The 14,581-nt window shown below is 56.3% G+C and carries 14 protein-coding genes; 7 read left to right on the top strand and 7 right to left on the bottom strand.

Annotated elements, in window-relative coordinates; translation table 11 throughout:
• Positions 1-98: 98 nt before the first annotated feature.
• Complete coding sequence (rimK, locus tag ACSBQS_RS03930) at positions 99-1,001, bottom strand: 30S ribosomal protein S6--L-glutamate ligase (RefSeq protein WP_197666414.1); 903 nt, start codon at positions 999-1,001, stop codon at positions 99-101.
• 56 nt (positions 1,002-1,057) lie between these two features.
• The gene (locus tag ACSBQS_RS03925; RefSeq protein ID WP_033642522.1) at positions 1,058-1,372 is read right to left on the bottom strand and encodes a YbjC family protein; all 315 of its coding nucleotides are present in this window, start codon (positions 1,370-1,372) and stop codon (positions 1,058-1,060) included.
• Positions 1,373-1,602: 230 nt separating this feature from the next.
• Between ACSBQS_RS03925 and ACSBQS_RS03920 the strand changes: the two genes are divergently transcribed.
• A complete protein-coding gene (locus ACSBQS_RS03920) occupies positions 1,603-1,866 on the top strand; it encodes a GrxA family glutaredoxin (protein ID WP_004938676.1) in 264 nt (87 codons plus the stop codon).
• A 39-nt stretch (positions 1,867-1,905) separates the two neighbouring features.
• Here the strand turns inward: ACSBQS_RS03920 and ACSBQS_RS03915 are convergent, their stop codons facing one another.
• A complete protein-coding gene (locus ACSBQS_RS03915) occupies positions 1,906-2,295 on the bottom strand; it encodes an inner membrane protein YbjM (RefSeq protein WP_033642521.1) in 390 nt (129 codons plus the stop codon).
• A 294-nt stretch (positions 2,296-2,589) separates the two neighbouring features.
• Between ACSBQS_RS03915 and ACSBQS_RS03910 the strand changes: the two genes are divergently transcribed.
• Entirely contained in the window at positions 2,590-4,278 is a 1,689-nt protein-coding gene (locus tag ACSBQS_RS03910) for an aspartate:alanine antiporter (protein WP_004938680.1), read from the top strand.
• 433 nt (positions 4,279-4,711) lie between these two features.
• Here the strand turns inward: ACSBQS_RS03910 and ACSBQS_RS03905 are convergent, their stop codons facing one another.
• From ACSBQS_RS03905 to eco, 3 genes are all read right to left on the bottom strand, one after another.
• Positions 4,712-5,485, bottom strand: coding sequence for an ankyrin repeat domain-containing protein (locus ACSBQS_RS03905; protein WP_197749609.1), 774 nt, complete (start codon positions 5,483-5,485; stop codon positions 4,712-4,714).
• Positions 5,482-6,963 carry a phospholipase gene (locus ACSBQS_RS03900; RefSeq protein WP_197666917.1) on the bottom strand — a complete coding sequence of 494 codons (1,482 nt, stop codon included), beginning with the start codon at positions 6,961-6,963 and terminating at the stop codon, positions 5,482-5,484. The genes ACSBQS_RS03905 and ACSBQS_RS03900 overlap by 4 nt, the downstream gene beginning before the upstream one ends.
• 415 nt (positions 6,964-7,378) lie before the next feature.
• A complete protein-coding gene (gene eco / locus ACSBQS_RS03895) occupies positions 7,379-7,891 on the bottom strand; it encodes a serine protease inhibitor ecotin (RefSeq protein ID WP_342162992.1) in 513 nt (170 codons plus the stop codon).
• 291 nt (positions 7,892-8,182) lie between these two features.
• On the opposite strand from eco, the gene ACSBQS_RS03890 reads away from it, so the two are divergent.
• Together ACSBQS_RS03890 and ybjG are read left to right on the top strand one after the other, a co-directional pair.
• Positions 8,183-8,917: a phosphatase PAP2 family protein gene (locus tag ACSBQS_RS03890; protein ID WP_047024962.1), complete on the top strand. Its 735-nt coding sequence runs from the start codon at positions 8,183-8,185 to the stop codon at positions 8,915-8,917.
• A gap of 5 nt (positions 8,918-8,922) precedes the next feature.
• Positions 8,923-9,528 carry an undecaprenyl-diphosphate phosphatase gene (gene ybjG, locus ACSBQS_RS03885; RefSeq protein ID WP_033642512.1) on the top strand — a complete coding sequence of 202 codons (606 nt, stop codon included), beginning with the start codon at positions 8,923-8,925 and terminating at the stop codon, positions 9,526-9,528.
• Positions 9,529-9,567: 39 nt separating this feature from the next.
• Here the strand turns inward: ybjG and ACSBQS_RS03880 are convergent, their stop codons facing one another.
• Positions 9,568-10,401, bottom strand: coding sequence for a hypothetical protein (locus tag ACSBQS_RS03880; protein WP_197666919.1), 834 nt, complete (start codon positions 10,399-10,401; stop codon positions 9,568-9,570).
• A gap of 217 nt (positions 10,402-10,618) precedes the next feature.
• On the opposite strand from ACSBQS_RS03880, the gene deoC reads away from it, so the two are divergent.
• From deoC to ACSBQS_RS03865, 3 genes are all read left to right on the top strand, one after another.
• Positions 10,619-11,299, top strand: coding sequence for a deoxyribose-phosphate aldolase (deoC, locus tag ACSBQS_RS03875; protein WP_033642510.1), 681 nt, complete (start codon positions 10,619-10,621; stop codon positions 11,297-11,299).
• Positions 11,300-11,452: 153 nt separating this feature from the next.
• Positions 11,453-12,217 (top strand): DNA-binding transcriptional repressor DeoR, encoded by a 765-nt coding sequence (deoR, locus tag ACSBQS_RS03870; protein ID WP_042784074.1) that lies wholly within the window; start codon positions 11,453-11,455, stop codon positions 12,215-12,217.
• Positions 12,218-13,198: 981 nt separating this feature from the next.
• Positions 13,199-14,497 carry an HAAAP family serine/threonine permease gene (locus tag ACSBQS_RS03865; RefSeq protein WP_033650641.1) on the top strand — a complete coding sequence of 433 codons (1,299 nt, stop codon included), beginning with the start codon at positions 13,199-13,201 and terminating at the stop codon, positions 14,495-14,497.
• Positions 14,498-14,581: the final 84 nt, after the last annotated feature.

The following is a 14,581-nucleotide window of genomic DNA, read 5'->3' as shown; positions in this document are numbered from 1 at the left end:
CATAGCTTACGGAATATTCACCCGATACGCCACGATCAATGCGGCTTAATTCACTAATTAAGATATTGCTCGGCGGGAAAAGCGCAACGCGCGTACCGTCAGCCGCCCGATTTCAGGCGGAACCCCGGCCGGCCGCGCTGCTCGATGTATTCGATCATCATGCCGGCAATGTCCAGCCCGGTAGTGGTTTCCACCCCTTCCAGCCCCGGTGAGGCGTTGACCTCCATCACCAGCGGGCCGCGCTCGGCGCGCAGGATATCCACCCCGGCGACGTCCAGCCCCAGCGTGTTCGCCGCTTTGACCGCAATCGCCCGCTCCCTGGCGGTGATGGTCACTTTGCGGGCGCTGCCGCCACGGTGCAGGTTGGAACGAAACTCGCCGGGCTTCGCCTGCCGCTCGATGGCGGCCACCACCCGGCCGCCCACCACCAGGCAGCGCACGTCGTGGCCCAGCGCTTCGCGCACGTACTCCTGCACCAGAATATGGGCGTTCAGGCCGCGAAAGGCGTCGATCACGCTTTCCGCCGCCTGGCGAGTTTCCGCCAGCACCACCCCGATGCCCTGCGTGCCTTCCACCAGCTTGACCACCAGCGGCGCGCCGCCGACCAGTTCGATAAGATCGCCGGTATCGTCCGGTGAATGGGCGAAACCGGTGATCGGCAGATCGATACCCTGCCGGGCCAACAGTTGCAGCGAACGCAGCTTGTCGCGGGCGCGGGTAATGGCCACGGATTCGTTGAGCGGGTAGCTGCCGAGCAGCTCGAATTGGCGCAGCACCGCGGTGCCGTAAAAGGTGATGGCGGAACCGATGCGCGGGATCACCGCGTCATAACGCTCCAACTGACGGCCGCGATAGTGAATGGTCGGCGCCGCCGGGTTGATGTTCATATAACAGGAAAGCGGATCGATGATATCGATGCTGTGCCCGCGCTCTTCCGCCGCTTCACGCAGCCGTTTGCACGAATAGAGCGATCCGTCGCGAGAAAGAATGGCAATTTTCACTCGTCACCCCAAAAAGGCCAACGCCTGCCCCGCAGGCGGGTTAGCGGCCGCGGCGCTCAGGCGCGCGGATCGCTGTCCTGATGATTTTTCGATGCGTCCGCATCTTGCGGCTTGCGGCGATCGTTTTCCGGCGGCAGGCCGCCGCGCATCAGCGGCCCGAACCCCTGCACCACGCGCCATACCAGAAACGCCGCCGCCGGCACCATCAGCGCCACGCCGAGGAAAATCATGCCGACCGCCGCCTGTTGCGACGCCAGCCAGCCCGGCAGCTGCAGGTGGCCGTGAATACTGAGGTAGGCCAATACCAGCATCACGATGCCCAGCCCTTCCAACACCAGCACCGGGCGCGGTAAGTCACCGAATGAACGCATATTTTTCTTCTCCAGAAGGTCTGCCCCCAGTGTAGTGAATTCCCGTCGACGGCGACAGCCCCGGCAGACTAATTGGTTACATGAATCAGATTAACAGGTAATTCCTGCTTTTTTTTCACCGCCTCAACGGGCATAGTAGGCGCCATCTGACGCAGGTAATGACTTTTTCGGTGACGGGATGTCGTTGCGGTAGCGAACAATTTTTTGAAAATCCAATTAAGGAGCGTTGCATGTTTGCAGTAATCTTCGGGCGTCCTGGCTGTCCTTATTGTGTCCGCGCTAAAGAACTGGCGGAAAAACTGACTGAAGAACGCGACGATTTCAACTTCCGTTACGTTGACATCCACGCGGAAGGCATCACCAAGGCCGATCTGGAAAAAACCGTCGGTAAACCGGTTGAAACCGTGCCGCAGATCTTCCTGGACGAGAAGCACATCGGCGGTTGCACCGATTTCGAAGCTTACGCTAAAGAACACCTGAACCTGTTCCAGTAAGTTTTTGAACGACAAAAAAGGCGCTTAACGCGCCTTTTTTTATTGCCGCTGCCGCCGATGCAGCTGCTGGAGCGTGTGCAACAGACCGAGGGCGAACAGCATCAGCATCGCGCCGAACACGCACCAGAACACCGCGCTGGTGGCGTAAGCCAGCTCCTGCCAGAACGAATAGGACGGCGTCAGCCAGAAGTGACGGATCAGCAGGCAGAGCGGCAAGGCATAAAGCGCCCCCAGCAGCGGACACAGCAGCCGCTTGCGGCTCGACAGATAGCTGGCGATCGCGCCGGGGATCACAAACAGCAGCAGGCCGGTTTCCCCGTGGTGCTCATGATCCGTGCTGCCGAACAGGCCGGTTTGCTGGCCGAGAAACACCAGGTTGAACAACAGAAAACAGCTGAGAATGCCCAGCCAATATCGATAACTCGTCATGCGAATTCTCCCCCGCCCAATTACCGCATCAATAGAAATCAGCCCGGCCACCCGTGAGGTGACGCTGAACCGAATTTTTTCCTTGGTCAAAAGAGAGTTAAATGCGCACGGCGGCGCAGGAAATCAGCTTTCTGTGCTGGCTGTCATCGGTCATAGCGTCTAGAATGAACGCCGCCGAACGATGGTTCGCTTCGCTTTCTGCTGGTGGTGATTTATGACGTCGTTTTAAGGCTGAATTTATCTCTTATAGTTATCTATATCAAGCACTTACTGGTAAACAATAAGTTATCCTCCGTGAACATAAACGTCGCTAGTTTGTTAAACGGTAACTACATTCTGTTACTGTTCGTGGTACTCGCGCTGGGGCTGTGCCTCGGTAAACTCCGTCTGGGCTCCGTCCAACTCGGTAATTCCATTGGCGTTTTAGTGGTTTCCCTGTTGCTCGGCCAGCAACACTTCGCCATTAACACCGAGGCGCTGAATCTCGGCTTCATGCTGTTTATTTTCTGCGTCGGGGTGGAAGCCGGGCCTAACTTTTTCTCGATTTTCTTCCGCGACGGCAAAAATTACCTGATGCTGGCGCTGGTGATGGTCGGTTCGGCGATGGTGATCGCCATCGGTCTCGGCAAGCTGTTCCACTGGGACATCGGCCTGACCGCCGGCATGCTGGCCGGCTCGATGACCTCCACGCCGGTGCTGGTGGGGGCCGGCGATACGCTGCGCAACACCATCGTCAACGGCCCGGCGCTGCTGGCGGCGCAGGATCATCTGAGCCTCGGCTATGCCCTCACCTACCTGATCGGTCTGGTCAGCCTGATTTTTGGCGCGCGCTACCTGCCGAAGCTGCAGCACCAGGATCTGTCCACCTCCGCCCAGCAAATCGCTCGTGAACGCGGCCTGGACACCGACAGCCAGCGCAAGGTCTACCTGCCGGTGATCCGCGCCTACCGCGTCGGCCCCGAGCTGGTGGCCTGGGCCGACGGCAAGAACCTGCGCGAGCTGGGCATCTACCGCCAGACCGGCTGCTACATCGAACGCATCCGCCGCAACGGCATTCTGGCCAACCCGGACGGTGACGCGGTGCTGCAGGTGGGCGATGAGATTTCGCTGGTCGGCTACCCGGACGCCCACGCGCGGCTGGATCCGAGCTTCCGCAACGGTAAGGAAGTGTTCGATCGCGATCTGCTCGACATGCGCATCGTGACCGAAGAGATCGTGGTGAAGAACAGCAACGCGGTGAACAAACGCCTGAGCCAGCTGAAGCTGACCGACCACGGCTGCTTCCTCAACCGCGTGATCCGCAGCCAGATCGAAATGCCGATCGACGACAGCATCGTGCTCAACAAAGGCGACGTGCTGCAGGTGAGCGGCGACGCGCGCCGGGTGAAGAGCGTGGCGGAGAAAATTGGCTTTATCTCGATTCACAGCCAGGTGACCGATCTGCTGGCGTTCTGCGCCTTCTTCATCATCGGCCTTTTGATCGGCCAGATCACCATACAGTTCAGCAACTTCTCGTTCGGCATCGGCAACGCCGCCGGCCTGCTGATGTCCGGCATTATGCTCGGCTTCCTGCGCGCCAACCACCCGACCTTCGGCTACATTCCGCAGGGGGCGCTGAACATGGTGAAAGAGTTCGGCCTGATGGTGTTTATGGCGGGCGTAGGCCTGAGCGCCGGCGCCGGCATCGGCCACAGCCTGGGCGCGGTCGGCGGCCAGATGCTGATCGCCGGGCTGATCGTCAGTCTGGTGCCGGTGATTATCTGCTTCCTGTTCGGTGCCTACGTGCTGCGCATGAACCGCGCCCTGCTGTTCGGCGCGATTATGGGCGCCCGCACCTGCGCACCGGCGATGGAGATCATCAGCGATACCGCGCGCAGCAACATCCCGGCGCTGGGTTACGCCGGCACCTACGCCATCGCTAACGTGCTGTTAACGCTGGCGGGTTCACTCATCGTGGTGCTATGGCCGGGCATACTCGGCTGATCGATTAGCGGGAGAGATGGATCGGCGATAAAAATATTTTGATTTTTTTGTCGCCGGCCAGAACTTTCGTTGGGGGCCGCAGTCTGAATTAGTGCCACTGCTTTTCTTTGATGTCCCCATTTTGTGGAGCCCGATAATCCCGCCTTTTAGGTTCAAGATTATCGGGTTTTTTGTTGCCTGAAGCAGCCCGCAACACCCGCTGTCGCGGCCTCGTCGTCAGGCATAAAGCATCCTATCTCTGAGCGTCGCTTACGCCAGCATCCCTATCAATGTGCAGGTTTCAACATAGAAACGCTGCTTGTGGGTCCTCCACTGTTCAAAGAGATGGCGTCACAAACGGGACTTAACAACAGCACTCTCGTCGCCACTGGCCATAACGGTACCGTCGGTCACTAATTGGATTGATCTTAGCATCCCGCCACTTCGGGTTTGCTTATTGACTGACAGGAGCCGGCGGCCATTTCCCACCACGCTTAATTAGCTCGTCTTTGATGCGCTCAAGAGACGCTTTCGCCTCGCTGCCATCCTGACTTCTATTAATCAGCCGTTGCAGTTGATTGCCCATCGTCCAACCCGAGTTGCCTCTTATATCGCTATCGGCGCCTTTTTCTAATAGAAGAATGACGTGGTCATAGGAGTGATAATCTAAAGCATCGATGAGCAGCGTATCACCCAGTGAATTTCTTATATTTATATCAGCGCCATAATCCAACATGACCTCTAATGTCTCTGTGTTTTTTGCAAAGATGCTATTGAATATAATGGGTTGATTATGAACCTTATCCTTAGCATTTGGAGAGAGTCCGCCCTCTAACATAGCCTGTATCCAGATGCCTTTATCCGCTTTCATAACAAATTCAGCGGGACTACCCGGCGTGTTAGGTTGAGGCTGTAAAGGGTCTGCTCCGGCTTTTACCAAGTCAGTGATAATTTTCAGCCTTTCAGGTGTGGTTTTGTCATAGATGGCATTGTTTATTGCCCAAAACAATAAGGTCATTTCTTCCTTAGCTGGACGATTTAAGATCTCTTTGTTTACTGATGACAACAGTTTATCCAACTGCGGCCTGTCACCATCATAAATGGCTTTGGCAATGTCCAATTGCTGACCGTCAAAATAATCCTGTGGTTGTAAATCCATACCTTGTTTGCACCCCTGCATGATGAGCGTAGACACTAGCATCGTGATAATGAGTATGATTTTTTTCATATTCGACCCTTGATTGTGGCAATGTCATCGTCTTTCTCATTTTCAATGCATTGTATCGCCTGGTCTATACCGTGCTTATCCAGCAGTGAACCTGTTCCACCGGGAAGCGTATGCTTTACTCCCACGGCGTCAGGCGCCAACATGGACAACCGTTCTTTCGCCATCACCGCAGGCGGATAAAATTTGAGGTCTTTGGCATCCTCCCATAAATCAACCTCCTGCAGCTTGGTCAACAGCTCTCCTTTTACGCGATACGCCTGAATATTATCGGCGCTGCCTATTATAGAGCCGCCGTATTTTTCGACGGTTCCCGCATTCAGGCCTGCTGCATTAAACGTCCAAGCAGGTTTGCCGCTGGCCATAGAGGCCGCGGACGCCATACCTCCTCCTAATGAATGACCTGCAACGTCGATATTGGATACTTTTGAAATTTTATCGCCAATACCAACCGCTTTTTTGTAGTATTCAGAATTAAGTCCTATTCCTTGAGCACCGTTGTTTTTCCAGTCACTGAGATTTTTAACGCCTGACAAGTCCCCCCTTAATAAGGCTTTTTGGGCTGCGTGGCTTATCCCCTCCGGGAATTCTGGTGCGCGCGATCCGCGGAACACCACCGTCGGGTTCATCGCCTTACCAAAGACACTCTCGTCTGGCTGATAAACTCGGGCTAAAAAATCGGGATTCATTGGTTTGTCATAAAGCATGTTACTGCTCAAACCTAGCCGACCCAGCGCCCCATCATTGTTACTGATATCCTTCCAGCCTTCAGGGATGTCTATCGTGTCCTTGAGCGGGTTAGTGGTCTTATAGACATTCTCAGCCAACTTCGCCTTTTCGACCGCGACGTTGTTCTCCGCCAGGCGCTGTGCCGCCAGGCGCGCATCCGGGTAAATGCTGCGGTTGCCTCGCCCTATCAGGTACTGGCGTTCTTGCCAGCGTTCTGCCTTGGTCAGTGGACGGATGGCCTGCACCGTGGCGGCAACGGTTGCCACTGCGGTCGCGATGGCTTGTTGCAGAGGGGGATTCCGGGTCGTATTCTGCCTCGCCGGCAGCACCGTCGGTTTTGCCCGGTGGCCATAGCGGCTGACCATTTCTTCATAACGGGCGATCACGCGCCCGGTAGGATAAAAGGCGGGAAGAGAGCTGCCTGGGTAGCGCTGTAATCGGCCTTCCGCGTCGACGTAAAAGGCATATTTCGTCGGCGTCCAGGTGCCCATTCCCTGATCAATCGCCAGCAAGCCGCCCCGGTTGATCTCATCGAGTACGCTGCGCTTCATAGCCACGTCCTCACGATAACCGGTGACGCCAATCCCGGATTGAGTATTGCGGGTAATAGGATACCGGCTGCTTATCGATATGCCGGCCGCGCCGCCGAACAAATAATGCCGTTCCAGCTCATGCCGCGCTGCTGTCGGGTTAAGTATCCTGGAAAAGCTTTCCGGCGCCGTGTGTTCAGAGGAGAAATGAATCAGTTTCATACGGTGCCTGCCCACTCGCAGGGTTCCGTGGTCGGCACAGGCGCACCATCATCAAGCAACTCTCCAGGTGTGCGGCTGTTACGGGGCTCGTCGAGCGTTAGCGAACGATAACGCATTGGATATCCTTATCTTCTGTGTCATTCCATTAATAGGGCATGCGCAAAATTATCACACTTCAGTAAAGATTTCTTTGCTCTATTTCTATACGCGCGCATCCTCTTCCATCCATGCAGCTGCGTGCTTCCTGTGCACTTGTGAAGAGGTATTGGCTTGCGTATTTCGTTGCCATGTCGCGCCTAAAAGCCACGTCCGAAAGCAATCAGTCGAGTGTCAAAGATGCGGGAATGATCAGGAGACAGGAAGGAGAAAGGCTCCGCCAACCGGGAATGGCCAGCGGAGCGGCGTCAGGCGGCGGTTATTTCTGCTCAGCCTGGCTTACGGTATCTTCGGCTTTCCAGATGCGGTATTTCACTTCCGCGTCTTTCGGCGCATACACCACGATCGGCAGGCGGCTGTTGTAGCGCTGCATCGCGGCGTCGCCCAGGTTAGCGGCGATGAATTTCTTGGTCTTGGTATTGTCCGGGCAGGCCATCATGGTCGAGGCCGGTTCAGACAGCTTCTCCAGCACCAGGTAATCGTAACCCCAGCCGGACAGGGTTTTGGTCTCCAGCGTGCCGCCAATCATATGGCGGTTGCAGTCCACTTCCAGCGTCTTGCCGATCAGCAGTTCTACCTTGTAGTTCTCTTCGTGCTCTTGCTTCGGCAGGTAGATCACCTGGCGATTCATGCCCTTCTCGGCTTTCGGGTAAGGCGCGACTTTTTCCAGCGGCTGTTTGCTCATGTCTGCGTCATCGCCAGAGGTCGCCGCCATAGCGCCAGCGGAAACGGCCATCAGCAGGCCGGAAAATACAACGAATGCCTTGTTCATGTTTTATCCCTACACTTTGTCAAATAATCCGACTATAAACTAATACACTACCGCCAAGCCCGCCACAGGTTTAATCTTCTTTACAATAGGCAATCAATAGTGACAATCGCCTGATATAAACCGTTAAGCGGAGCAATTAGCCAGCACCCCCTCGGGTTAAGACGAGAAAAACAAGCGATTAGCTTCGCACAAGCGGGTGTATCAGATAGGATTTTCTTGCCGGCGGACTAAGGTTTTCTTAAGACAGAATTATTACAGTGACGTCATTCAATCCTGTCACCGAGCCTGCGCGTGAATCCAGAATCGTCATTAAATCAATCCTCAACGACACCGCAAATTAAGACAACCGCCCTTTACTCCCTGTCGACATCCTTTTACCGTTGGCAGGTTTTTGGCCTGCTGATCAGCGGTCTGGTGTTTCTGTGGCTCTCCCGCAACGAACAGCTGGATTGGGCGATCAGCAACTATTGGTACGATGCCGCCAGCGGGCATTTCCCGTGGCAAAACAATTATTGGCTGGATCTGATCAATCACCGCCTGTTGAAACAGATAGTGATCGTAGGCGCGGTGCTGACGCTGTTTTGGGGCATCTATCGCCGCAGCGCGCGCCTGATCGTGACCATGCTGCTGATTGGCATCGGCCCGCTGGTGGTGGGCATTCTCAAAGCCACCAGCGCGCACTCCTGCCCGTGGGATCTGATTGAGTACGGCGGCAAGGCGATGTCCTTCCCTTTATTCGGCGCGGTACCGGCGCTGCCGGGCCCCGGCCGCTGTTTCCCCGGCGGGCACGCCTCGAGCGGTTTCGCGGTGATGGCGTTGTTTTTCCTGTTTTATCCGCAGCGCCCGCGCCTCGCCTGGTGGTGTTGGTGCGGCGGCATCGCGCTAGGCATGGTGATGGGCTTTGGTCAGATCATGCGCGGCGCACATTTTCTTACCCATAACCTGTGGGCGGGTTGGTGGGTTTGGTTAAGCCAGTTGGCTATTTATTGGACGGTTAGCGGCTATTGGCGCCGCAAGACGAGGTAACGGTTATGGAACAGTTGAACCATTTTCTTTTCGCCTGGATCAATGCGACTCCGGCGTCTCCCGAATGGATGATCGATTTCGCCACCTTTTTGGCGCGCGATCTGATCATCATCGTGCCGCTGCTGATCGTCGGTCTTTGGCTGTGGGGGCCGCAAAGCCAGCTGGTTTCGCAACGCCAGGTGGTAGCGAAAACCACTATCGCGCTGCTGTTCGCCATGCTTGCCGCTTCCGCTATTGGCGCGCTGCTGCCGCATGAGCGCCCGTTCGTCGCCGGCGTCGGTTATACCTTCCTGCCACACGCGCCGGACAGCTCGTTCCCGAGCGATCACGGCACCGCCATCTTTACCTTCGCGCTGGCGTTCCTGTTCTGGCACCGCGTTTGGTCCGGCGTGCTGCTGATGATCGTCGCCGTCGGCATCGCCTGGTCACGCGTTTACCTCGGCGTGCACTGGCCGCTGGATATGGTCGGCGGTTTCCTGCTCGGCCTGGTGGGCTGTCTGTTCGCCCAACTGGTGTGGAATCTGTTCGGCGATGTCATCGCCGACAGGCTGTCGCGCCTGTATCGTTTCCTGTTCGCCTTCGCCATTCGCCGCGGTTGGGTGAAAGAGTAACCGCACAACATGACAGGGGCGTTACCGCCCCTGCTTATTTCACACCACGCCGGTGGTCACGCAGAACGCCCGCGTTTTTCCCGCTTCCAGCATCACTCCCTCACCCTCTGGCGCATTCGGGCGGCAGTTTGCCGGCTGGATAAAGGAAAGCAACTGCCGGTTGCCCTGAACGGCGATGCGCCGGAGACCATAGTTGAATTGCCCGGTGGCGAAACGCGTTACATAGCGCCGGCCTTGCGGCGCCAGCATAAAGAATTCGGCTCGGTCCACGTAGCGAGACAGATCGTCGGAACACAGCAGTTCCTGCCCGAGCGCCTCCCCCAACAGCGCCGGCGTCGGCAAGTTTTGGCGGAATACCGCGTCGGGAATGCAATCGTAGTTGAGGCGGCACACATAGCGCAGCGGCTGCGGCCGATCGGCCAGATTGGTGACTTTCATCTCAATGGCGAACTGCGCGCTCTGCGCCGCCAAACGCAGCGCCGGGCCGATGCGCCATCCCTCGCCCAACCGCTCGCCTTCGCCCTGCAACGTCAGCTCATCGCCCGCCAGCTGCAGCCACACGCGTTGCATCTGGAGCGATGCGCCGTCGTGACTCGGCCAGGCGGGGCAGAACGCGGCGGCATCATCGCGCTTTCTTCCGGCGCCCCGCCCGCTGCGGCGGCCCGATTTCAATGAGTAACCGTCAAATTCAGCGTCCCAAATCGCCAGGCCCTGATACGGCAAGACCGTCAGTGCCCCGCGCCGATTCGCCAGCGTCAGCATTGGCCCGCGCTCTGCGCAGCGATGGGCGCTCACCGCGAAATCCGCATTGCGGAACAGCGCCTGCCGATGCGCCCCGAACGCGGCAGGAACCAGATCAATGTTGATTTTCATCGTTTTCCCTCGACATTCCACCCGCGCAGGCCGCGAGCGGCCGCTGAAAATGTTATTTAAATAACAAACACACCTCCCCTAAGTTATACATATAACAGTAAGATAACTATGATCTTGTCGACATTTTTCAAATCCCGCTAGGTTTACCCGCATTGTAATGTTATTATTTTCACATTCTCTATCAACGCTCTTTTCTCAACTTCATTAAGGAACCGCGATGACCTCCGAAAACATCGATTACGCCCGCTATGTCGACCACACCCTGCTGGCCATGGACGCCACCGAAATGCAGATCGCCAAACTGTGCGAAGAAGCCCAGCAGCACAACTTCTATGCGGTGTGCGTCAACTCCGGCTACGTGCCGTTGGCAGCCCAGCTGCTGCAGGAAAGCACCGTGAAAGTCTGCTCGGTGATCGGTTTCCCGCTGGGCGCCGGCCTGACCGTCGCCAAAGCCTTTGAAGCCAAAGCGGCGATCGCCGCCGGCGCGCAAGAGATCGATATGGTGATCAACGTCGGCTGGCTGAAAAGCGGCCTGCTGGACGAAGTGAAAGCCGACATCGCCGCCGTGCGCGAGGTTTGCGCGGCGATCCCGTTGAAGGTAATATTGGAAACCTGCCTGCTCAGCGATGCGCAGATCGTCCAGGTTTGTGAAATGTGTCGCGAACTCGATGTCGCCTTCGTTAAAACCTCCACCGGCTTCAGCACCGGCGGCGCTCGGGAAGAGCACGTCAAACTGATGCGCGAGACGGTGGGCAGCGAAATGGGCGTGAAAGCTTCCGGCGCCGTGCGCGATCGCGCCACCGCCGAGAAGATGATCAAAGCCGGCGCCACGCGTATCGGCACCAGCTCCGGCGTTGCCATCGTATCCGGCGCGCAGGCGGCGGCTGGCAGCTACTGATCGTCGGCGCGCCCTGACGGGCGCAGCCAATACACTCCGATGCGGGACAATACGGGCGGCCGATGCGGCCCGATATTGCCCCGCATCGTTGTGTTTAGCGCCGGAAACGGCGGCACGCTTTTTTACCTCTACTACCTGTGGGAAGACGGATCTATGGAAACGCGGCGCGAAGAACGTATCAACCGGTTAGTTCAGGCGTTAAAACGCGCTGACAAGATCCACCTGAAAGAAGCCGCCGCGCTGCTGGGGGTCTCGGAGATGACCATTCGCCGCGATCTGAGCGCCGAGCCGGCGGCGGTGGTGCTGCTCGGCGGCTATGTGGTGACCGATCCGCGCAGCAACGGCGTGACCAACTACTTCGTTTCCGATCAAAAAGCCAAACAGGTCACGGAGAAACGGCGCATCGGCCTGCTGGCGGCGCCGTTGATCAATGAAAACGACACGGTGTTTTTCGACTGCGGGACCACCACCCCGACGATCATCGACGCCATTGCCGACGAACTGACCTTCACCGCCGTGTGCCATTCGCTGAACACCTTCCTGGCGCTGCAAGACAAACCGAATTGCAAGGTGATCCTGTGCGGCGGCGAGTTCAAACCGAACAACTACATCTTTTCCAGCGTCGGCGGCCGCAATGAGCTCGATCACATCTGCCCGAACATCGCCTTTATCTCCGCCGCCGGCCTCAGCCTGAGGCACGGCGCCACCTGCTTCAACTTCGACGAGCTGGAGATGAAGCATCGCGCGATGGCGATGGCGCAGCAAAAGATCCTGGTGGCGGATCACAGCAAGTTCGGCAAAATCAAGCCGGCCTGTATCGGCCCGCTGACGCAGTTCGATCGGGTGATCACCGATCGCCAGCCGGACGCCGACTTCATGGCGTTCTTCAACGATAACGCCATCGCTACCCGCTATTGATCCCCCTTCAGCGCCGTCGGAAACGACGGCGCGCCGCTGAAATCTCTCTTTTCCCACAGCCCGAGATGAACAAATAATGCGCAATCGATACGCATTTTTCGCTTATCCTCACGCAACATCAGGTTAATAAAATGCAACAGGTCACCCGAGTGATTATTTTCTCTCTGGTCAAACCCGCCTTCGGCTGGATGAATTAACGACTATTTATGGCTTTTATATGATAAATCGCGCCAAAGACCGGGATGTTTAAATAAACGGCCGGTTAGGCTATTGCAGCAAATCTCGCCAATACCTGTTAGCTATCTGTTATTTATATGATGAATGGTTACGCATTTTTATCCGCTAACCACGTAAGTAATTTCCCTTCGTTACTAGCGGTGTTTTTCAATTAAAATCCTTTAAAAACAAATCAATACTTCTCATTTGACTTAAAAATACAATGTGATCTACGTCACTAAAACTGCTTAATCCGGGTTTTTAGCTAGATCCAAAACCACGCATAAAATATATTGCTCGGCTTGCTGCTGAGCACAGCGCTTTATCCGGCTAATTATTGTACAAGCCGCATAATCGCAGAAATTTTTATGAGAGCGTTCTCAGCACAAAATCTTACACAAATGTGCAACAAATGCGCGAAAAATCGATAAAAAAGCAGATAACTGCACATATTACGCATTTGAGAGCAGGATCACGGTTGTTTCTACTGTAAATCGTTATCTTGCCGCCAACAAAAATCGACAGGCAAAGACCTGTCGGCAGCGGTAACGACTTTTATCACCCCGTGGCGGTGAAAAGTCTTTGGTGAATTACCCGGCGCTGTGCCTGTGGTAATGAACACAATAAACAACCAGGGGGACGCCAAAACATCCCCGCAAGCAACACCTGATTCTTACCGCAAGCGTTGCCTGAATAGGACGTTTGACGGTTTAACCTTAAGTTTTGCCTTTTAATTTTAAATTCGTGTTCACTTCGGAGATATTTATGGACACTACACAGACCGGCACAATTGCCTCTGCGGCTTCGGGTTCCAGCACTACCTGGCGTAAAACGGATACCATGTGGATGTTGGGCCTGTACGGCACCGCCATCGGCGCAGGCGTCCTGTTCTTGCCAATCAACGCCGGCATCGGCGGTTTGATTCCTTTGATCATCATGGCCATCATCGCTTTCCCGATGACCTTCTTTGCCCACCGCGGCCTGTGCCGTTTCGTTCTGTCCGGTAAAAATCCCGGTGAAGACATCACCGCCGTGGTAGAAGAGCACTTCGGCATCACCGCCGGTAAACTGATTACTCTGCTGTACTTCTTCGCCATCTACCCGATTCTGTTGGTTTACAGCGTGGCGATCACCAACACCGTCGACAGCTTCATTACCCACCAGTTGGGCATGACGTCGCCGCCGCGCGCCATCCTGTCGCTGATCCTGATCGTCGGCCTGATGACCATCGTGCGCTTCGGTGAGCAGGCCATCGTGAAAACCATGAGCATCCTGGTCTTCCCGTTCGTGGCGGTGCTGATGCTGCTGGCGGTATACCTGATTCCTAACTGGACCGGCGCCATCTTCGAAAACGTGTCGCTGTCCGGCAGCGGTACCGGCATGGGTCACGGCCTGATCATGACCCTGTGGCTGGCAATCCCGGTGATGGTGTTCTCCTTCAACCACTCGCCGATCATCTCCGCCTTCGCCGTCGCCAAACGCGAAGAGTACGGCGCAGACGCCGAGAAGAAATGCTCCCGCATTCTGGCTTATGCACACATCATGATGGTGCTGACCGTGATGTTCTTCGTGTTCAGCTGCGTGCTGAGCCTGACGCCGGAAAACCTGGCGGAAGCCAAGGCGCAGAACATCTCGATTCTGTCTTACCTGGCCAACCACTTTAACAACCCGATGATCGAGTACATCGCGCCGGTTATCGCCTTCGTCGCCATCACCAAATCGTTCCTGGGCCACTACCTGGGCGCCCGTGAAGGCTTCAACGGCCTGGTCGCCAAGTCGATGAAGAGCCGCGGCAAAACCGTCAGCACCGCCAAGTTGAACCGCATGACCGCTATCTTCATGCTGGTGACCACCTGGATCGTCGCCACCCTGAACCCAAGCATCCTGGGCATGATCGAAACCCTGGGTGGCCCAATCATCGCCATGCTGCTGTTCCTGATGCCGATGTACGCCATCCGTAAAGTGCCTGCCATGCGCAAGTACAGCGGCCACATCAGCAACGTGTTCGTGGTTGTGATGGGTCTGATCGCCATCTCTGCCATCGTGTTCAGCCTGCTCGGCTAATCACGCCCGGCCGGCGCCGCTTGCGCGCCGGCCCTCCCGCACTCCCCCATTTCCCGTATTCACCGCCTGAAACCTGAAGAAGGA

Source organism: Serratia sp. H402Y (assembly GCF_051172415.1).
Lineage (GTDB): Bacteria > Pseudomonadota > Gammaproteobacteria > Enterobacterales > Enterobacteriaceae > Serratia > Serratia ureilytica.
The sequence above is the reverse complement of the archived record's forward strand: the minus strand, read 5'-3'. Positions and strand labels throughout refer to the sequence as shown.